General features: G+C 62.5%; 16 protein-coding genes. 11 read left to right on the top strand and 5 right to left on the bottom strand.

Features of this window, described 5'->3' with window-relative positions:
- Positions 1-62: 62 nt before the first annotated feature.
- Positions 63-497 carry a PaaI family thioesterase gene (locus P3T43_RS03845; RefSeq protein WP_429279715.1) on the bottom strand — a complete coding sequence of 145 codons (435 nt, stop codon included), beginning with the start codon at positions 495-497 and terminating at the stop codon, positions 63-65.
- A 165-nt stretch (positions 498-662) separates the two neighbouring features.
- On the bottom strand, positions 663-1760 hold the full coding sequence (locus P3T43_RS03840; RefSeq protein WP_429279714.1) for an AGE family epimerase/isomerase: 1098 nt from the start codon (positions 1758-1760) through the stop codon (positions 663-665).
- 164 nt (positions 1761-1924) lie between these two features.
- On the opposite strand from P3T43_RS03840, the gene P3T43_RS03835 reads away from it, so the two are divergent.
- The 6 genes from P3T43_RS03835 (at position 1925) to P3T43_RS03810 (ending at position 6898) form a co-directional block, all read left to right on the top strand.
- Complete coding sequence (locus tag P3T43_RS03835; RefSeq protein WP_429279713.1) at positions 1925-2611, top strand: MgtC/SapB family protein; 687 nt, start codon at positions 1925-1927, stop codon at positions 2609-2611.
- 119 nt (positions 2612-2730) lie between these two features.
- Positions 2731-4281, top strand: coding sequence for a hypothetical protein (locus tag P3T43_RS03830; RefSeq protein ID WP_429279712.1), 1551 nt, complete (start codon positions 2731-2733; stop codon positions 4279-4281).
- Positions 4282-4465: 184 nt separating this feature from the next.
- Positions 4466-4624: a hypothetical protein gene (locus P3T43_RS03825; RefSeq protein WP_429279711.1), complete on the top strand. Its 159-nt coding sequence runs from the start codon at positions 4466-4468 to the stop codon at positions 4622-4624.
- Positions 4625-5153: 529 nt separating this feature from the next.
- Positions 5154-5444 (top strand): hypothetical protein, encoded by a 291-nt coding sequence (locus P3T43_RS03820; RefSeq protein WP_429279710.1) that lies wholly within the window; start codon positions 5154-5156, stop codon positions 5442-5444.
- Positions 5445-5737: 293 nt separating this feature from the next.
- Complete coding sequence (locus P3T43_RS03815; protein ID WP_429279709.1) at positions 5738-6352, top strand: flavin reductase family protein; 615 nt, start codon at positions 5738-5740, stop codon at positions 6350-6352.
- 111 nt (positions 6353-6463) lie between these two features.
- Entirely contained in the window at positions 6464-6898 is a 435-nt protein-coding gene (locus tag P3T43_RS03810) for a cupin domain-containing protein (RefSeq protein ID WP_429279708.1), read from the top strand.
- Between the two features lie 101 nt (positions 6899-6999).
- Here P3T43_RS03810 and P3T43_RS03805 read toward each other — a convergent pair whose 3' ends face one another.
- Positions 7000-8391, bottom strand: a complete 1392-nt coding sequence (locus P3T43_RS03805; RefSeq protein WP_429279707.1) for a polyhydroxyalkanoate depolymerase — start codon at positions 8389-8391, stop codon at positions 7000-7002.
- 255 nt (positions 8392-8646) lie between these two features.
- On the opposite strand from P3T43_RS03805, the gene P3T43_RS03800 reads away from it, so the two are divergent.
- Positions 8647-9300 carry a glutathione S-transferase family protein gene (locus P3T43_RS03800; RefSeq protein WP_429279706.1) on the top strand — a complete coding sequence of 218 codons (654 nt, stop codon included), beginning with the start codon at positions 8647-8649 and terminating at the stop codon, positions 9298-9300.
- A gap of 82 nt (positions 9301-9382) precedes the next feature.
- Here P3T43_RS03800 and P3T43_RS03795 read toward each other — a convergent pair whose 3' ends face one another.
- Positions 9383-11812 carry a heavy metal translocating P-type ATPase gene (locus P3T43_RS03795; RefSeq protein ID WP_429279705.1) on the bottom strand — a complete coding sequence of 810 codons (2430 nt, stop codon included), beginning with the start codon at positions 11810-11812 and terminating at the stop codon, positions 9383-9385.
- Between the two features lie 169 nt (positions 11813-11981).
- Positions 11982-12623, bottom strand: a complete 642-nt coding sequence (locus P3T43_RS03790; protein WP_429279704.1) for an FMN-binding negative transcriptional regulator — start codon at positions 12621-12623, stop codon at positions 11982-11984.
- A gap of 205 nt (positions 12624-12828) precedes the next feature.
- On the opposite strand from P3T43_RS03790, the gene P3T43_RS03785 reads away from it, so the two are divergent.
- The 4 genes from P3T43_RS03785 (at position 12829) to P3T43_RS03770 (ending at position 20366) form a co-directional block, all read left to right on the top strand.
- The gene (locus P3T43_RS03785) at positions 12829-14247 is read left to right on the top strand and encodes a DUF1254 domain-containing protein (RefSeq protein WP_429279703.1); all 1419 of its coding nucleotides are present in this window, start codon (positions 12829-12831) and stop codon (positions 14245-14247) included.
- Between the two features lie 271 nt (positions 14248-14518).
- On the top strand, positions 14519-18364 hold the full coding sequence (locus tag P3T43_RS03780; protein WP_429279702.1) for a DUF748 domain-containing protein: 3846 nt from the start codon (positions 14519-14521) through the stop codon (positions 18362-18364).
- Positions 18365-18544: 180 nt separating this feature from the next.
- Entirely contained in the window at positions 18545-19603 is a 1059-nt protein-coding gene (locus P3T43_RS03775; RefSeq protein WP_429279701.1) for an OmpA family protein, read from the top strand.
- Positions 19604-19730: 127 nt separating this feature from the next.
- A complete protein-coding gene (locus tag P3T43_RS03770) occupies positions 19731-20366 on the top strand; it encodes a response regulator (RefSeq protein WP_429279700.1) in 636 nt (211 codons plus the stop codon).
- Positions 20367-20536 lie beyond the last annotated feature (170 nt).

Here is a 20536-nt window from a genome sequence, read left to right as displayed (position 1 = left end):
CCGTCAAGGGCGTTCCTTGATCAAGACGCGGGCTGGCCGCAGTCAGCGTGGCCGGGTGCCCCTCAACTCGCCGGCACGCTCTCGCCGCCATCGCCGATCCGGTTGATGGTCCCTTGCGCAACGGCGATGAGCCGTTCGCGACCGCCGTCCATCACGAAGACATCGCACTGACAGGTTGCCTGATGACGACCGGCATAGACGACCTGCGCCCGCGCGACCAGCGTGCCGTTCATGGCAGGTCGCAGATAGTTGATCTTGTACTCGCCTGTGACGACCCGCGGTCCAAGCGCCAGCGCCCCGGCGAAGGTGAGTGCATTGTCGGCAAGATAACTGATCACTCCTCCGTGGACGAAGCCGTGTTGTTGCCGCAACTCGTCGCGAATCGGCAGGCATAGCGTCAACTCGGTGGCGCTTGCCTGCATCAGTTCGGCGCCAAGCAGCATGCTGAACGGCTGGGCGTGGAGCGCGCCGCGCGCCCGGTCCAGTAGATCGGTCATTGTCGAATCCTTCGGGGCGATGCCCGTGGTGGGGTCCCTACCCACTCTAGGAAGCGCTAACGCGCCGCGTCAAGGTGAATCACAAAAATGACGGGCACATGATTGTGTGAAACGGTATGCGTTGAAGATGCTCGCTGGGTACGGGGTCGGCTGGCTGGTCGGGCTTCAGACCGGCAACGCCGCGTACGCGGTGGCGAGATGATAAGGAGTCGTAGACGGCATATCGGCGCGTGACACCTCACCTGCAGCCGTCTTGCATTCGTACCATCCCTGCGCGTGCAGAAAGCGCTGCTGGAAGCGTTCGATCTGCCGGGGCAACACGGTGCGTGCGGCCTCGTCGTCGCGCGTGGCCAAGGCGCGCAGATATTCGCTTTGCGCCCAGATCCGCTGTGTGGTGTCCTTGATCCGCCCGGCTTCGTCGAGCGACGCGCAGACCCCGCCTGTCAGCGGATCGACGCCATATTGCTGCGCGAATCCGAATGCGCGTTCGAGCGCTGCGTCGAGACCGGATCCGTCCAGCAGCACACCTGCCTGCTTCACCAGCCAGAACCATTCGAACTGGTGACCGGGCTCGAGACGATTGTCGTCTGCGCCCAACGGCAACTCAGCGATGCAACCGGTCGGCGCATGAACGAAGGTGCGCTCGATGGCATCGGTCAGCCTGCGCAGGGCGGTGTCGAACGCGCTGTCTCCAGTGGCCGCCCGTGCGGCGAGCCAGGCCTCGGTGAGGTGCATCATCGGGTTTTGCACCGGCGTGCCGGTTACGGTCGAAAAGTCCGCATCGAGCGCGGCGTTGAACAGACCTTGTTGCGCGGCAAAGCGGCTTTCGATCAGCTCCGACGTGCTGCGAACGACCGCTAGCGCGTCGGGATTTCCCGAGCGTGCGCCATACTCGGCACACGCAAAGACCAGGAAGGCGTGCGTGTAGAGGTCCTTGGTCGTATCGAGCGGCGCACCGTTTGCATCGACGCTGAAGAACCATCCGCCGCGCTGCTTGTCCTGAAAGTAGTGCACAAGCGTATCGAACAGCACCTGGGCATGAGCCGCTTCACCCGCCTGGGAGAAGACGAATAGTTGGCGCGCACACGCCATTGCGCGGTAGCGGTCGACCGGCAGCGGCCGGTGGTCGTCCGCGCTAACCGACTCGTAGGGCAGCTTCAGTGCCGGATTGAAGCCCGGGCCACGCCAGATCGGCAGAACGACGCGTGCAAAATGATCGCGTAGCGAGGCGGCAAGAGTGAGCGTAGAGGCGGGTGTGTTCATGCTGGGCTGTGAATCGGCTTGGGTAAGATCGTAAAAGGTTTGGCGCCGAAGCCCGTGATGGGCACGGGCACGGCGCGCGACCCAGCATAAAGCAAACCGCCGGCGATGGCACGCCGTCCCGTGCGCAAACGCACGATCTGACATCTGGATAAGGAGGAACGGACATGCTGGGGAACCTCGAACTCGTCTCGCGGCTGGTGTTGGCGGCGGCGCTTGGCAGCGTCATCGGCGTCGAGCGCGAGCGCCTGTCGTGGGCCGCAGGACTGCGCACACACATGCTGGTGTGCGTCGGCTCGGCGCTCATCATGATTGTCTCGGCGTTCGGTTTTGCCGACGCGCTGGGCACCCAGAACGTCGTGCTCGACCCTTCGCGGATGGCCGCGCAGGTCGTCTCCGGCATCGGCTTTCTCGGCGCGGGCTCGATCCTGATGCGCGGCGAGATCGTGCGAGGGCTCACGACCGCGGCGAGCCTGTGGTCGGTGGCGGCGATCGGGCTGGCGGTCGGCGGCGGCATGTACACGGCGTCGATTGCGGCGACCATCATCATCCTCATCATTCTCGCGGGGATCAAACCGCTCGAGCGGCGCTTCATCACGGTCAAGCAGCGGCGTCAGATGACCTTGCTGGTCGAACGCGGCGCGCTGACGTTTCATTCGCTGCATGAGGCGCTCGGCGCGGCAAGCCCGCGCGTCAAACAGTTTGTGATGCAGCAGAGCGACGACGCGCCCGAAAACGACGTGGTGATGATCACGCTGCACCGCGTCTCGACAACCGAATACGCGGCCATTCGCGACCGCTTGCGGCGGCTCCCCTGCGTCAAGGAATTCCGCGAAGACGATTCGACGTCTTAAATCGGCGATTGCCTTTAGCGGGCGTGCATCGCCATGAGACAATGCGGTCTCGAAAAAATTGATGGCATTTTGTAGCGGTGTACGGCGCCCGGTGGCCGGCGACGGCCGCTTCTTTCTCTATGGCAGATACCGCAGCATCCACGCAGTCCCGTACGACCGGCGCCAGCTCGACGAAGCGGCGCACGACCACCGTCTCCACCGAGACCGAAAACAAACTGGCACGCGCTGCCCGCTCGGCGCAGCGCCTGGCGCTTCTGAGCGATGCGTCGCATGACGGCAGCACGCTCGACATGTTCCCCGACGATCCCACCCGAGCCACGCTGGAGGCGATGAATATCGACATCCGCCAAGGCACGCTGCATGGCTTCGAATTGCCGGATGTCGTGCTGGCCGCGGTCGGTGCGCCCGTGAGCCTGGACGGCGCAGCGGGTGCTTCGCCCGAAACGAAGGCCGCGCGCCGGACGTCGCGTGAAAAGATCGAGCCGGCCTATGCCACCGTGCCGCTGGACGGGTTCGAGGGTATCGAGCCGACGCAAGAGGTCAGTATGCCGAAGGATGCGGCCTCGTCCGTGGATTCGGGTCCTGTTGCGCGCGAGGCAGCAGCGGATCCTCTGGCAACGACAAGCGCTTCGCAGACGCCACAGCCTGTCACTCCGATGCTGATTTCGCCGTCGATGGCAGCGGCGAGTCTCGTACGCAGCATTACCGCACGGCGCCAGATGGGCGATCCTTCGCCGGTTGCGACGGACGCTGCAAAACCGGCGGCGGTGCCGCCGCAACGGTTTGCGACGACGTTCGCGAAGGCCGCTGGCGCTTCGCGCGAGGCTGCAGCGGCGAGCGGAAAAGCGTCGGATGACGCGGCGGCTTTGTCTGCGACGGCGCGGGGCGAAGGGTCGGCGGGCGATGCGAAGCCGATGACGAACGGAGCAGCGGGGTTGGCCGGCACGGCTGGAACGTCCTTTAGAACGGATGCGCTGTCGACAGCCGGATTTGCGGGAACAACGGCATCGGCTGCAAAGGCAGGAGCAGCAGCAACTGCAGCAATGGGATCGCCAGCCGCACCCGCACCCGCACCCGCACCCGCACCCGCACCCGCACCCGCACCCGCCAGAACGGCGACGCTGGCCGACCCCGCACGCTCCGCACCATTGCCCCGCTCGAACGCGTCATGTGCGACGTCGCATCAGGATCAAGACACGTCGGCCACCGTGCCCGAACTCGACCGGGCCCGCGCGACGGCATTCGCGGATACCGTCGACGCACTGTACGGCGTGATCTCCGATCAACGCCGTGCGGCGACCGACCACTCGCGCCGAATGAAATGGATGCTGTCGATCGTGGTCGGAGCATTGCTTGCGAGCGTAGCGATCGGCATTGCGCAGACCGTGCTGCTGACGCGTCTCACGCGCGAAACTACCGCGCAACAGCACCGCATTGAACAGTTGATGCAAAACCAGCAGGCGGCGATGGCGAGCCTGCTCGACGCGCACCTGGCCGCGGCGAATTCAGCTGCTACGGCTGCCACAGTTGCACCGCCGTCCGCCGCGTCGACACCGGCGGTGGTGTCTCGTGCTCCTGCTGTGGCGCCTGCCGCCGCCGGTGCGGAGCTGACCGGCAGGCGCAAAGCGCGTGTGCACGCCCACAAAGCAAAAGCGCCGCCGCCCCACTGATCGAAGCCGTTGAGCTGCCCTTTTGGGCAGCTTTCTTGTTGTAATGACGCAACGCAGCATCCCGGAAAGCCATGTGCATGTGACCGCTGCTAAAAAATGTTGCAGCGCACTAGCTTTTGCCTAGGGAAAACCCTATAATGCTTCTTAAGGAAAAACCCTAGCACCAAATCAACCGGGAGTCGCCATGAGCGTTATCTTTGCATTGTTTCAAAAGGTCAGCGACCTCTTTGCGTCGCCGCATCTTCCGATGGACTCGGACTACTCGTACGAAGCGCGTCACCGCGAAGCAGAGCGTCAGCGTCGCGCGCAATCCACGCTGTTCGGTGTCAAGCTGAGCGATTAATTCGCCGAGCCTTGGCGCGGTCAGTCGCGCTGGCTGCGCGCCTTCGCGGGCGCGATGCAGTATTTAAGCCACGGTTTCGCCGTGGCTTTTGTTTTTTTACCGCGTGACTGCGTCGTTGTCTTGTCAGCGGCGCGACCGCTCCCGCACGGCTGTTTGTCGTGCAAGGCGGCCTGATTTCCCATCGCGAAGGGCTAACACCGCTCCAAACCTGCCGGCGTCACGTTCAATCATCTGACGAAATCATCGCGATCAGACTCGCGTCCCAATATTTCCGGGCCGAAATGAATGTAACAACGGCTGACAGTGACCCTACATCAGCTCCGCCTGTTCGCCTTCGCCGAGCCGCCATTGAGCTTGCGCTTTCCCTACGAACAGCCCCGTGCATCGCTCCCCGATTTCTGAAACTTCCTCTTACAAGCGCTCACGTCTTTATGCATTCGGGGCCGCTAAAGTGGTTGTCAAGCGCTGGTGCTAGACAGTGGTTACGGTCACTCGGTCCGGCGACTCAAACTTGAAAGGGAGGTCCAAAATGAAGAAGACATCGCGTTCCATTCTCGCAGTGCTGGTCGCTGGCGGCGCCTTGTTGAGCGGAGGTAGCGCTTTTGCCCAGGCAGACCGCATGGTGATCTCTGCGCCGGGTCCGGTTGTGACCTACGGTCAACCGCAGATGATGCCGGTTGGCGTGCAGATCGACATTGGCTGGCACGGCGATCGTTACTATGATGGCCACCGCTATTGGGCTCATGACGACTGGATGCGCCACCATCCGCACGATCAAGACCCGCGTCGCCATGACGAACATCGTGGGGACCACTATTGATGAAGTGGTAGCGACGCGCTAGAGGTGTCGTCAGATCCAGCGAGGCCGGTCTTTCCGAAAGGGAGACCGGCCTCGTGCTTTTGGGGCGCGCCATTCCTTGATTGCGCTATCCTTACGCGCTTTCAGCGACACGCATCTCGCGCGGCCAAAACGAGCAACTGCAAGAACGCCGCAAGCGTTTGAGCAATTGCACCTCACCACCGCCACTGAAGATGAATCAGGCACACAACCTGCGCCCGGATATCAATCTCAAGACGGTCCCGACAACGCCCTCAGCGACGACGACACGCGATATGAACGACGCCTATTTCTACGACCCGACCCAAGGTCACGGTCTCAAGCACGACCCGTTCAAGGCCATCGTCGCGCCGCGTCTGATTGGCTGGATCTCGACACGCAGCGCCGACGGCTTCATCAACCTCGCGCCCTATAGTTTCTTCGGCGCCTTCGCGAGCTTTCCGGCCATCATCGGTTTCTGCAGCGAGGGTCATAAGGACAGCATCAGCAACATCGAAGCGACCGGCGAATTTGTCTGGAATCTCGCGACGAAACCGTTGGCAGAACAGATGAACCGCAGTTCGGCACCGGTGGGGCCAAAGGTCGACGAATTCGAACTCGCCGGCCTGACTGCCGTGCCGGGCCGCATGGTCGCGGTGCCGCACGTCGGCGAATCGCCTGCGGCGCTCGAATGCAAGTTGCTGCAGATCGTGCGGTTGTACAACCTCGCCGGCGAGGCGATGGACAACTACCTCGCACTCGGCCAGGTCGTCGGCGTCCACATCCAGAACGCTTATATCAAGGACGGTTTGTTCGACACGCAGGCCGCCCAGCCGATCATGCGGGCCGGCTATCGCGCCGACTATGCGCAGATCGGCGAGATGTTCCAGATGTTCCGGCCTACAACCTGAGCCGCGTGCAATCGCCTTAACCTGCGCTCCCCGAAGCTGGAACACTTGATGCTTGAAAACGGCGCTCACCGTGCCGTTTTCCTTGCCTGTTCATCCTACTGGAGCGTGCTCATGTCTACCGAATTCGCCACGCAGTTTTCGCATGTCCGTCCGCAAGACACGACGTATCAGGACCAGGGGCTGCGCGACTTCTTCCTCTACCGCGACCTGGGCATTGCGCAGGCGACCGGCGGCAAGGTGCTCGCCCAACTCGTGAAGGCGAATCATGCACCAGAGGAAGGCACCGGCTGGCACCGTCATGAGGCCGATTTCCACATTGTGATCATGCTGAAGGGCTGGGCCCGCTTCATGTACGGCGACAAGGAGACGCGGGTCGCGGCAGGCGATTGCGTACATCAGGCGCCGGGCATTGTTCATTACCTGTTCGACTACTCGGAAGATATGGAGTACATCGAAATAGTTTCACCAGCCGACTTCAAGTCCATTGACGTCGAAGGTCCGTGCGACGTTCCGGCCTTTACGCCGTGGAAGAGCGTCACGGCGTGACCTGACGCGGGCAACCCCCCGCCGCTATAGGACCGCGCAGCTAAAGCGACGCGACCGTACCCGCACTACGCGCGCAGCAAAGGTTGAACGGCTCTGGCACTTCAAGCCACGTTGCTTCGCGGCGGCGACAGCGCTTCGCCGGTGGATGAAGCTGCGACGGTGCCTGCCGTTACAGCGGAAGCCGCTGGCGCAGCAATCGGCGCCAACGCCACGGGCACGCCAGGCTTGATCGCCATGGCGTGCGCGCTGACTGCCACCGCGCGGGGTTCGTTGTCGTAGATCACCGCACGTACGCGCGGATAGATATGCCGCTCCCAGCGATGACCATTGAACACGCCGTAGTGGCCCACGCCGGTCTGGACATGATGCGTCTTGAGATAGGGCCGCAGCTTGTCGCACATGTCTTGCGCGGCAAGCGTTTGTCCGACTGCGCAGATATCGTCCTTTTCACCCTCGACGGTTAGGAGTGCCGTACGGCGAATCTTTGACGGTTCGATCAGGCGTCCTCGCACTTCCAGTTCATGCAGAGGCAGCGCATGACGCTGAAACACGGTCTCGACCGTCTCCAGATAGAAGTCGGCGGTCAGATCCATCGTTGCAAAGTACTCCTCGTAAAAGACCCGGATCGTGTCTGCCTTGGCCGGATCGCCTTTGGCGCGCTCGTGGTACATCGTCTCGAAGGAGTCGAGGTGGCGGCCGAGATTCATCGCCATGAATGCATTGAGTTGCACGAAGCCCGGATAGACTCGGCGATGCGCGCCGCCAAAGCCAAACGGCACGGCACTGATCAGATTGCGTTCAAACCACTCAATGGGTTTGCTTTTGGCGAGTGCGTTCACCTTGGTCGGGTTGATACGTGTGTCGAGCGGGCCCGCCATTAGCGTCATGCTGGCGGGCTGTGCAGGATGGTCATCCGCAGCCATCAGCGCGACGGCCGCGAGCGCGGCTACCGTGGGCTGACACACCGCCAGCAGATGAGTGCCGGGGCCGATCTTCGCAGTGAAGTCGATCACATGCTGAACGAATTCGTCGAAACCGAAGCGCCCCTGCGACAGCGGCACGTCGCGCGGATTGTGCCAGTCGGTGATATAGACATCATGTTCGGCGAGCATCGTCTTCACGGTGCCGCGCAGCAGCGTCGCGAAGTGGCCGGACATCGGTGCGATCACCAGCACTCGGGGTTGCGCCTGTGAGGGGGCCGTTTCTTTGCGAAAATGCAGCAGCGAGCAAAAGGGCGTGTGGGCGGCCACTTCCTCGATCAGCTTGACGGGCTTGCCGTCCACCTCGATTTCATCGAGGTCGAACGGTGGGCGCACGTGCGTGAGACCTGCCAACTCGATTAGATCGCATGACGCGCGCAGCGAGCGTCCTTGCGGTGTCTCGCCGAACATCGGCCAGGCATTCAGCGAATGATTCATCAGCGCAGCGCTGTGCCGAGCCGGGAGCATCAGGTCAGAGAACGCCTGATATGCGGAATATGCGAACAGGTTCATAGCCTTCGCACGAATGCCAGAAGGGAAGGAGACCGAATAGAGGCAATACATGTGCCAACGCAAACGGGAGTGCCCGGCGTTGCCCCGCGCTGGCATAGCATTTGCGCTATTTCGCCCGGGGTGCCGGTTTTGCCGCGATCTGGTGCGCAGATGCACGAGAGCGTGCATGCGGCGGCCCCGACACACAGTGCGTCACGAACGTGCCTGCACCCATGTGCCACCACAATCGTGCGTCATGCCCAGGAGGAGATTCGTATGGCGAATACCACGCTTACCCTCAGCAGCAAGAACTATTCGTCGTGGTCGCTACGAGGCTGGCTATTGACGAAGTTCAGCGGGTTACCCTTCGAAGAGATCGTGATGCCGGTCGACGACCCCGGCGCACGCGCGGAATTGCTGTTGCTATCGCCATCGATTCTCGTGCCCTGTCTGTTTCATGACGGCATCAAGGTCTGGGACACGCTGGCGATTGCCGAATATCTGAACGAGGTGCAGCCCGAGGCCAAACTGCTGCCGCAAGACCGGCGCGCACGCGCGCATTGCCGCGCGATCAGCGGCGAGATGCATTCGGGCTTTGGCTCGCTACGTTCGGCACTTCCGATGAATCTGAAGGCGCATTTCCCGGGCTTCAAGGTCTGGGCCCGTGCGCAGTCCGATATCGACAGAATTGTCGCCATCTGGCGCGAGTGCCTCGAGCAGTACGGCGGCCCGTTTCTGTTCGGCGAACGCAGCGTCGCGGATGCGATGTATGCGCCGGTGGTGACCCGTTTCGTCACCTACGACGTCAAGCTCGACCCGGATATTGTCGAATACGGGCAGCACATTCTCGCGCTGCCGGAGATGCAGCAGTGGATCGCCGACGCGCAGCAGGAAGTGGACGAAATCGATGAACTGGATGTCGAATTCTGAGGACTGCAACGCGAATGCGCTCGCGAACACGACACGGTGGCGGGTGCGTTGCGCCACCTTGAAGAAGTCAGCCTTGCTCCGCTCAACGCGTGTTCCTGGCCCCGCGCCAGGTGCGCAACAACAGCGCATTGGTGACGACACTGACACTTGAAAACGCCATCGCCGCGCCGGCCAGCATCGGATTCAGCAGGCCGAAAGCGGCGAGCGGAATCCCGATCAGGTTGTAGACGAACGCCCAGAAGAGATTCTGCTGGATCTTGCGCCAGGTGCGGCGCGAGAGGTCGATAGCGTCGGCGACGAGCGCGGGATCGCCCCGCATCAAGGTGATGCCGGCCGCATGCATGGCGACGTCGGTGCCGGTGGCCATCGCGATGCCGAGATCGGCGGCGGCGAGCGCGGGGGCGTCGTTGATGCCGTCGCCTGCCATCGCGACGATGCCGGCGGTGCGGATCTTCAGTTCGCGAATGACGCGGCCCTTGTCTTCCGGCAGCACGTGAGCGTGAAATTCGTCGATGCCGAGCGCGGCCGCCACGCTGGCCGCGCTGCCGTAGTTATCGCCGGTCACGAGGACGCTGCGAATTCCCATTTGTTTGAGCCGCTCGATGGCGCCGCGCGCGGTTGGCTTTACCGTGTCGCCGAAAGCGAGCAAGGCGAGGGCAACCGGCGGTGTGGCCGCGCCGGTTTCACGGCTCGCGAGGCGCATCAGCCACGAGACCGTGTTGCCGGCGCTTTCGAGTTGTTGCGCGCGGGCGGAGAGGTCCGGCGACAGCACCACGCCCAGTTCGTCGAGCCAACGGGTGCTGCCAATTGCCAGCGTCTGGCCGTCGATCTCCGCTTCGACACCGCGGCCCGGCACGGCGCGCGCGCGGGAGGCCGTTGCTGCGAGGGTGTGGCTGGAAGGGGCGCTTACCGGATGGGCGCTGGAAGCCGCTGCCGTGGCGCCGTCGCCGTTCGTCAAACGGTCAGCCATGATCGCGACCGAGCCGTTCGCGTCGTCTGGAATAGAGGCTTCGCCGTCGTCCTTGACGAGCGTTGCGGCATCCTCATACGCCTTCACAACCGCGCGCGCGAGCGGATGATCGCTCTGCCGCTGCACCACCGCGGCGAGCGCCAAAGCCGCGCTGCGTTCAATTCCGATAGGCTCGAACGCGGTCAGTGAGGGTTGGCCCACCGTCAGCGTCCCCGTCTTGTCGAACGCAACGACGTTGACCCGGTGCGCGATTTCGAGCGCTTCGGCGTCCTTGATCAGCACCCCGTGACGCGCCGCGACGCCGGTCCCGGCCATGATGGCCGCCGGGGTCGCGAGACCGAGCGCGCACGGGCAGGCAATCACCAGCACGGCGACGGCGTCCAGGATGGCGGTCTCCGCGCCCGCTCCGGTAATCAACCAGCCGGCCAGCGTCAGCAGGGCAATGACCAGGATCGCGGGCACGAAAATCTCGCTCACGCGGTCGACCAGCCGCTGAATCGGCGCCTTCTCGGCCTGGGCCGTTTCGACGAGGCGAATGATCCGGGCGAGCGTTGTTTCCGCGCCAATCGCTTTCGTCGTGACGGTAATTACCCCTTCGCCGTTGATCGAACCGGCGGTGACCGGATCGTCCGGTTGCTTCGGCACCGGCAGGCTCTCGCCGGTGATCAGCGATTCATCGATGTGGGTGCGGCCTTCCAGCAGCGTGCCGTCCACCGGCACGCGCTCGCCCGGCCGCACAACCACGATCATGCCGACGCGGACCTGCGCCAGTGGCAACTCGTGCTCCTCGTTGCCGACGCGCACGCGCGCCCGCTCGGGCCGCAGCGCGTTCAGCGCGCGGATCGCATCGGTGGTCTGGCGTTTGGCGCGTCCTTCGAGCCACTTGCCGAAGCGCACCAGCGTGATTACCACCGCCGATGCCTCGAAATACAGATGCATCGGGTCGCCCGGATGCATGATGAGTTCATAGACGCTGATGCCATAGGCGGCTGAGGTGCCCAGTGCGACCAGCAAATCCATATTGCTTGCGCCGGCCCGCACGGCGCGGTACGCAGCCTTGTAGAAGCGGGCACCGAAAACCACTTGTACGAGCGTCGCGAGCCCAAACTGCAGCCAGACGGGCACCAGCGTGCTCATGGCGTGCGCGCCGGAGCCGCCGGTGAATCCTTCGCTGACCATCGGCAGCATGAGCGGCAGTGTCAGCAGGGCGCAGATCACCACAGCGGCAAGTTCGCGGCGGATTCGCTGGTGGGCGCGCTCCGCCTCGGACGATGCGGTATCCGGGGCGGTTTCCGCGACGGTGGGCGTCGCCTGATAGCCCGCCTTGGTGACCGCAGCAACCAGCGCGTCGATGCCGATGGCGGCATCGGCGAGGTTGACGGTCGCCTTTTCGGTCGCGAGATTGACGGATACGCTGGCGACGCCGGGCAGCTTCGTCAGCGCCTTTTCGACGCGCATGGCACAGGACGCACACGTCATCCCGCTGATATCGAGTTCCGCGCTGGCCTGCGCCGCGTGCTTGGGAGTGGAGAGGTCGGTCATGGTGAGGTGGGCTCAAGGCGGCAGGTGGCCGCATCATGAGTCCCAGTATTCACCTTCCCACGATGGGAAGGTCAAGGACTCATGCAATTTCTGTTAGAGCCAGATCAGACCCCGGGCCATCCAGCGTCACCGTAGAGCCGGAGCACGCATAACTCGCGTTCAAAAGCATTCAAAACGCCGGCGGCGCATTCAGCATGGCCTCGGCCACGGCTTCCTGCACTTCACTGCCGCTTGCCAGCAATGCTTCGGCTGCACCGCGCCGGTCGCCGGCTTCCTTGTTCTGGCCCAGCTTCCATTTACCGACCAGACGCGTCACTTCAATCTCCAGGCCAACGATCGCGCCCAGCATCTGCGAAATGTAGTCGGCTGGCGCGTCACCCATCTTCCACGGCTTCGGCTCATTGGCCTCCATGGTGCGGGTAAGCCGTGCGACGAGACCGCGCAGAAAGGTTTCGTCGTCATGCACGACGATCTTGCCGTGCGCGTGAACCACCATGTAGTTGTAGGTCGGCACCTGGCGGTGGGTCTCGTGTTTGCTTGGATACCACGACGGGGAAATATAGGCAGCCGGTCCCTGGAAGATCACGAGCGTGTCCGGCCGCTCGGCGACTTCCTTCCAGACTGGATTGGCGCGCGCCACATGAGCCCGCAAGGTACCCAGCGAACCGTTGCCCGCGGCGAATTCGAACGGCAGATGATTCGCGTCGAGACCGTTGGGGCCGGTGGTCACGAGTGTGCCGAACGGCTGGTCGGCGATCAGTTGATGCAGAACCTCGGGACGGTTCTCTTCGAACTGGGCTGGGACGTACATGAGGCGCTCCGGATGCGAAAGGGCGGTGAGTCGTGCGAAAGGTGCGGTTGCAGCTTTGCGCTTGCTGGCTGTCAAGGATACGATACAACCCGTTGTTTGTCGGGATCGAGAAAGGCGGCGCGTTCGCGGTGGGCTGGGGAACCACGCGGGCAGAGCTGCTGACCGACGCATTTCCCTGGACCGTACGTTCTTGCCACCTGAACGAATGATAAAAACTCGCCGAGAACTGTTTTCGCTTCATTGGACCTGCGCCTCGCTCGCAGGCCTCGCCTTCCTCGCCGGCTGTGCTTCGACACCGGTCTACTCACCCAGGCCAACCGGCTGGATCAAGGACGAGGTGGCCGATTCTTACGTGTTCGGCTACCCGCTCGTGCGGATGGAAGCGGCGCGCGACGCTGCTGTCGGCACCGAGCCGGGCCAGGCGCCGCTCAATACCTTGCGCCACACTCAGGCGTTGCCGCCGGTGGGTTCGGCCAATCCGCCCACGCCAGGTCTCGACACGTTCGATTCGAGCGGCTGGCTTGATCTTGGCGCCGAGCCGGTCGTTCTTTCCCTGCCCGATTCGCACGGCCGGTATGTCGACGCACGCGCACTCGATATGTGGACCAACGTGGTCTGGTCGACCAGCGCGCAAACCGGGCCACGTGCCAACGACATCAAGGAGCAGGCGGTGGCCTTCGTGGGTCCCGGCTGGCAGGGCGACTTGCCGAAGAATGTCAAACGCGTCGTCGTGCCGACCCGCAACGCGTGGATCACGGTGCGCATCCAGTCGAACGCCGGGCGCGATGTGACCGCGATCCGCAAGCTTCAACGCGGGGTTCGCCTCGTGTCGCTGAGCGTCTACACGAGCGATGCGCGGTCGGCGTCGATCGCGCCGGGCGGTAACGCCACCGCGGCTGCGGCGTTGGCGGCATCGGGCTCGCCGGCCGCCCAGGTGGCCGCGCTCGACGCGAACGGCTTCTTCAGCCGGCTGGCCGAGGGTTTGCAGGACAACCCGCCCGTACCGGACGATCCGCATGCCTTGAAGATTCTTGCTGACCTTGGTGTGAAGCCGGGCGAGCCGGTCAAACTGCCAGACGCCAGCGACGCAATTGCCGCAGGCATGTCCGATGGCCGCGACCGTGTCGCCGCGCCGCCGTCCAATCTGCTGAGTGTCAACGGCTGGAGCTGGTTCGGCGACGGCGTCGGCAACTACGGACCCGACTACGCGCTGCGTGCCTATGCGGCGTACCGGCAACCGGGTATTGGCACAAAGGACGATGAAGTACGCGCCACTGTCACGCTGGATAGCGACGGCCACGCACTGAACGGCGCGAACCGCTATGTGATCCATTTCGCGGCGAACCAGTTGCCGCCGGTACGGGGCTTCTGGACGATCAGCGCCTATACGAAGGAAGGCGCGCTCGGCGACAGTGCCCCGGCTCGGCTCGCCGTCGGCGATCGCAACGGCGCGCGTCGCAACCGTGACGGGTCGCTCGACGTGACGGTGTCATCGGCGCGGGTGCGTGCGGCGAACTGGCTGCCGGCGCCGCGTACCGACCTCCAGCTCGTGCTGCGCCTGTACGCTCCGAAACCGCAAGCCACTGATGGCAGCTGGCAACCGCCGGCCGTCGTGCGTCAATAAGGCAGTCGATCAAGCAGCGTGTGCGTCGCGCGAGCGCGACGCACACGCCCTCCCGATATTGTTTCTGAACCTGCAACGCGGGTTCGCGGCGTTGCAGCAAGCGTCACAAAACGTGTGACCTCACACGTGTCACACGAAGTTCATGCGCCTCGGGTGATTGTTTGCTTTCGCCTTACATTCCTATCCCGCGCACGCCTCAAGACATATACTTGCCCGAGGCAAGACTCTAGTTATTGCGGCGGGCTTGCCGCCGCATCACTCACGATCGAGCATGGCAAGCCTCAATAAAGCAACCCTGTCGTCTTCCCTGCAAGCCGTGCGCGGTGTCGCGCAGGCGCGTCGTACACGCCGTGTGGTAATCGGCCTGCTGATCTTCTTGGTCGTGTTCGGTCTGCTTGGCTTTTTCGCGGCGCCGCCGTTGATACGCCATATCGCCGAGCAGCAACTCAGTCAGCAACTCGACCGGCCCGCCACGATTGGCCGTATCGCGCTCAATCCCTACACACTCCGGTTCGAAGCCGATCGCATCCATATCGGCGAGCGCGGCGGCGAGGGCGATTTCATCGATATCTCCCGGCTGATCTTGCAGCCTTCATGGAGCTCGCTGTTTCGCGGTGCGCCAATTGTCGACGAAGTACAGGTGGATTCGCCGCGCTTCAATATCGTTCGCTATGACGCGCAGCGCTTTAATTTCACGGATCTGATCGAGAAATTCGCGAAGCAGCCGTCCAAACCGGACAGCAAACCCACGCTGTTTTCCGTCTCGAACATCCGGCTCGAAAACGGCCAGATTACGTTCGACGACCGTCTGCTCGGCGTGAAACATGTCATCGATCAGTGGAAACTCGGCATTCCGTTTATCGCAACGCTGCCGTCCAAGACGGACATCTTCGTTGAACCGCTGCTGCGAGCGCGGATCGACGGCAGTCCGCTCGCCATCGACGGCAAGACCAAGCCGTTTGCCGCGTCACGCGAGTCGGAAGTGTCGCTGCGTTTCGACGGGCTGGATGTGCCGCATATCCTGTCGTATGCGCCGACCAAGCTGCCGGTGACCGTCCAGACGGCCACGCTGTCGACCGATCTCAAGCTCAATTTCGTCATGACCGATAACTCGCCGTCGTTACGCGTGACGGGGACGGTCGATCTGAACGACGTCGATGTGATCGACGAGAACAAGCAACCGTTCTTCACGGCGCACGCGCTTCATGTCGCAGCGGCGACGCTTGAACCGCTGAAGAGCGTGTATCACTTCGACGATATCCGCATCGACACGCCTACGGTCAATCTGGCGCGTGACAAGGACGGCGTGTTGAGCGTCGAACACACGTTTGCGCCGGCTGCGGCGCCGGAGCCCGCCAGCGAAGCGGCATCGGCAAGTGCGGCGGCGCCCGCGAGCGGCGCGGCTAGCGCGCCAGAGGCCGCGTCGGCGGCGGCAGGTTCTGCCAGGGCGCCGGCGCCGCTCGATCTGGCCATCAAACGCTTTGCGCTGAACGACGGCACCGTCAACGTTCAGGATAACGCCGCGTCGAGGCCGGTCGCGCTGGGTATGAAGAGTCTGGCGGTTTCGCTCGCCGACTTCTCGACGGTTGCACCCGCGCCGGCGCGCTACACCGTCAGCACGCAATTCAAGGACAACTCCGGCTCGCTCGACGCGGCCGGGTCATTGGGCCTCGTGGCGAAGCGCGCGGACGCGAAGATCGACCTCAAGTCTTTGACGTTGCCGGTGTTGCAGCCGTATCTCGACAGCATGACGGCCGGGCAGGTGACCGATGGCGCGCTTTCCGCCACGGTCAATCTCAGCGCGAACTGGTCCAGATCGCCGCCGGATATCCAGGTCGGCGAAAGCCAACTGGACCTGCGATCACTGAAGCTGGCAGCTCAGGACAGCAAGGCGACGGTCGTCGCGCTCGAGCAGGGGCAGGTGAGCGTGAAGGCGGTGGACGTGTCGGGGCGCAATGCGGACATCACGGGGATCGACGCCACCGGCCTCGTCATCGATGCGCAGCGTCTGAAGGACGGCAGCATCGACCTCGCAGCGCTTGCCGGGCCGCATCAGAAGGCGCAGCAACGCACGGCCATCCATGCGGTCAAGCAGGCGCAGGAACAGGGGCCCGCATGGCACTACAAAATCGGCGAACTGAGTCTGAAGGATGCAACCGCCAATTTCACCGACAACGCGACGCCGCGTCCGGTCAAACTCAACCTCTCGCCACTGCAACTAAAGGTGCAGCAGATCAGTGACGATCTGAGCCGGCCATTGCCGATCGATCTGCAGGCCACGCTCAATCGCAAAGGCACGCTCGGCGTAACCGGCGACGTCACCGCGACGCCGCTCAAACTCGCGCTGAAAGTGGAGGCGAACCGGCTCGACGCGGCGGCGTTCGAACCGTATTTCGGCGGCGCGCTCAACGCGACGATTGCCAGCGCGATGCTGAACATGAAGGGCGACGTGGCGCTCTCGCAGGCGTCGAAAGCGCTGCAGGTCTCGTATCGCGGCAACGCGGCGTTGGTGGACGTTCGCATGCTCGATAAGGCAACCTCGGACTCGTTCGCGGGATGGGGCTCGCTAGCATTGACGAATCTGAAGGCCACGTATGACGAGCATGGGACCGACGTGGATGCCGCACGCGTGACCTTTTCCAACTTCTACGGCCGCGTGCTGCTGAATGCGCAGGGCAAGCTGAATCTGACAGACGTTGTCGCGCATGAGAGCGGTGCGCCGCAATCTCTGACACGCAGCAAGAGTTCGACTGAGCCGGTGCCGTTGACGCCGGGGACTCGAAGTGTCGGGGCGGAACCGACGGCCCAGGCCTCGGCTCCCGTGACGGCGAGTGTTGTGGAACCCCCCACAAGGGCGTCGACGCCGAAGGCGGCGTCAGCCGCCGCTGCTTCGGGGACGGTCACCGCCGCGGGGCCGCCGTCCAGTCCAGTGAGGTTGCACTTCGGTCAGCTGTTGCTACAGCAGGGCCGCGTGACGTACACGGATAACTTCATCAAGCCGAATTTCACGGCCAACCTGGTGGGCATTCAGGGGACGATTGGTGCGTTCGGCACGCAATCGACCACCTCCGCACCGGTGGATGTCGCGGCCAAACTCGCAGCAAACGGGCCGCTTTCGATCAAGGGCACCGTCAACCCGCTGATCGCCAAGCCGGCGCTCGACTTGACGGCGAGCGCTCACGACATCGAATTGACCAATCTCACCCCTTATTCCGCGAAGTACGCGGGCTATCCAATCACGAAGGGCAAACTCAACGTCGATCTGCACTACAAGCTCGATAACGACCAGTTGAGCGCGAACAATCACATCTTCATCGATCAACTGACGTTCGGCGATCACGTGGAAAATGACACGGCGACCAAGCTGCCGGTGCGTTTTGCGATCTCGCTACTGAAGAATTCGAAGGGTGAGATCGATGTGAATATTCCGGTGTCTGGGTCGTTGTCGAATCCCGAATTCAGCATTGGCGGGTTGATCTGGCATGCGGTGCTGAATCTGTTGGAAAAGGCCGTGACCGCGCCGTTCTCGCTGCTGGCGAACGCGTTTGGCGGGGGTGGCGAGGAAATGGGCTACGTCGAATTCGAACCTGGTTCCGCGAAACTTTCGGATGCCGCCGACACGAAACTCGACACGATTGCCAAGGCGCTGGCGGACAAATCGTCGATTCGCATCGACGTGATCGGGCGCGCCGATCCGAAGGTGGATGAGCCGGCCCTGCGTCAGGCGTATGTGGACGGTCTGGTCAAGCAGGAGAAGATCAAGGACATGGTTGGCAACGGCGCGAGCGTCGACCTGTCGACCGTCACGCTTGATCCCAAGGATTACAGCAAGTACCTGACGAAGGCTTATAAGGATGCAGACTTCAAGAAGCCACGTAATTTCGTGGGCCTGACCAAGAGCTTGCCGGACGAGGACATGAAGAGCGCGCTGGCGGAACATGCGCCGATCAACGACGCCAGTTATCGCGACCTCGCGCAGGAGCGGGCGCAGAGCGTGCAACAGTACTTCGACGGGAAGATCGATAGCAGCCGGGTCTTTATCGTTGCACCGAAGCTGGATGCCGACGGCATCAAAGACAAGGGCGCGACGACGCGGGTGGATTTCGGGTTGAAGTGAAAGACGGGCGTGGCGCGAACTGGGTTGACGCGCCCGCTCGAATCGACCGTTCGAATAGACCATTTGGGTCGGCACCGCCCGTCCGGCGAGACTATAAGAGTTTTCCCATTTCATGCCTAAAGGCATGCCTCCATACTCCCTGCTTCTTACAGAACAAATGCGTTTCAACGCAGGGAACCGATGAATTTTCAGCTAACAATTGTGGCGGCTGCACTAGCTCTAACAGGCTGCGCAAGTCAGGCAGGAAGAGACCAGCTAGGCATTGAAGACTCCACCATTCTCAAGACCGGTATCGGAGCAGCCCAGGACACAGCCTCCGGTGCAGTTACGCCGCAATGGCTGAGTACCTACGCATCCATCACGAGCGGCGGGGATGCCCTCGCCGTGCTTCAACAGCGGCTCGACAAACTGCCGGGCGACACGAACAGCTATTTCCACACGAAAGCTCAATGCTGGATCGACGCGGGGAAAGCCGAATGGGACGCGCACGATCAGTGGGGTTTCGTCGAGGAAGCGATCGGCCAGGCCGCCATGATCACCATTGGGCTGGAAAACAACACAACCCTGTCTGCTGCCAATCCAGAGTTGCGAACTGTATCGACGGTCCGCCCGGACTTGTGGAAGATCGTCAACGTCATCAAGAGCGATCCCGCCACTGCCCGCTGCCCGGACGCACAAGCACCGCTCGCCTGCGCCGAAGTTGAACTGATGCTGGCGGGCCACCACGCATGGACGCGCAATTTTTCAGTTGCGGAGAAGGCGATCCCGGGTATTCAGGGGAACTTGCGCCTGTCGGCAGAAGCGGCGCTTCAATGTGCGGTGCCGAACTCGCCCCTTCCGGCACCAACGGCTGCTGCGGCGCCGCGCATCACACTGCGAGCCGACTCGGCGTTCCGCTTCAACGGGGGCGATGTGTCCGCGCTGCTGCCGGGCGGAAAAGCACAACTGAACGCGGTGGTTGCCGGCTTGCAGCAGGCCAAGGGCATTCGTCAATTGAACATCAGCGGCTACACGGACCGTTTGGGCGGTGATGCCTACAACGAGAAACTGTCGCTGCAACGTGCGTTGACCGTGAAAGACTATCTGATCAAACGTGGGGTGACATTGCCGATCACCGTGACGGGACGCGGTAAAGCGAACGCACTGGTGGAATGCACGCAAGCGCAGCATGACGAACTGGTGGCATGTCTCGGACCGAACCGACGCGTCGAGATAGATTTTCTGCGTGACGCGGGTTGATCGGAAACTAACGCGACGCGCATTTCGCAGGCGAATCGCACGGCACGTCAACCGGTATGACGTTGGGCACGGTTGATACACGACACAATTTCATAGATTGAAAATAATTAATTAGGATAACAACTCAATGACTACTGTTCTGATTATCGACGACCACCCCGCGTTCCGGCTGGTCATCAAGACGCATTTGCTGCAACTGCTTGGTGTTAGCGAAATCCTGGAGGCGGAGAATGGTCAGACTGCAGTCGAGATGGCGCGTCAAAACATGCCGGATCTTGCCATCCTTGATCTCGATATTCCGCGTATCAACGGACTCGAGGTTATCCCGCGTCTGAAGCTGGCTCATGCGTCTATGCGCGTGCTGATTCTATCCGGCCAGGATCCGGCGACTTTCGCGCCGCGCGCCATGCGCTCGGGGGCCCAGGGTTTCGTGGGTAAGTCTCAGGATATGAAGGAGATCATGCGCGGCGTCGAAGCCGTGATGGCGGGTTACACCGTATTCCCAATTAACTCCGGAGGCGCGGGAATGGGGGCAGCGGGTGATCTCACGGAAGAAGAGGATAAGCTCAAGCTGCTCTCCGATAAGGAACTGATGATCCTGCAGATGCTATCGAAAGGGATGTCGAATAAAACAATCGGTGATGCGCTGTTCATGAGTGATAAAACGGTTAGCACATACAAGGGCCGTATTCAGGAGAAGCTTGGTTTGGGTTCGCTCGCCGCGCTAATTGAATTTGCATCACTGCAAAAACTGATCGACTGAGTTAAACCAAGAATGGACATGATGGGTCCGCCCAGTATTAGGGTGCTCGCGCAGCATCGCTCACGCCGGTTTTCTCACTCGGCGCGTGCGGCCTCGATTCGCTTTGCAATCTTGCTTGGCAGCATCGTTGCATTCATATTGCTATGCATTTTTTTTCCGTGCGCCGATGC

It is taken from the genome of Paraburkholderia sp. GAS41, assembly GCF_050436545.1.
Taxonomy (GTDB): domain Bacteria; phylum Pseudomonadota; class Gammaproteobacteria; order Burkholderiales; family Burkholderiaceae; genus Paraburkholderia.
Note: the sequence above shows the minus strand (reverse complement) of the source record. Positions and strands in the feature narration are given on the sequence as shown.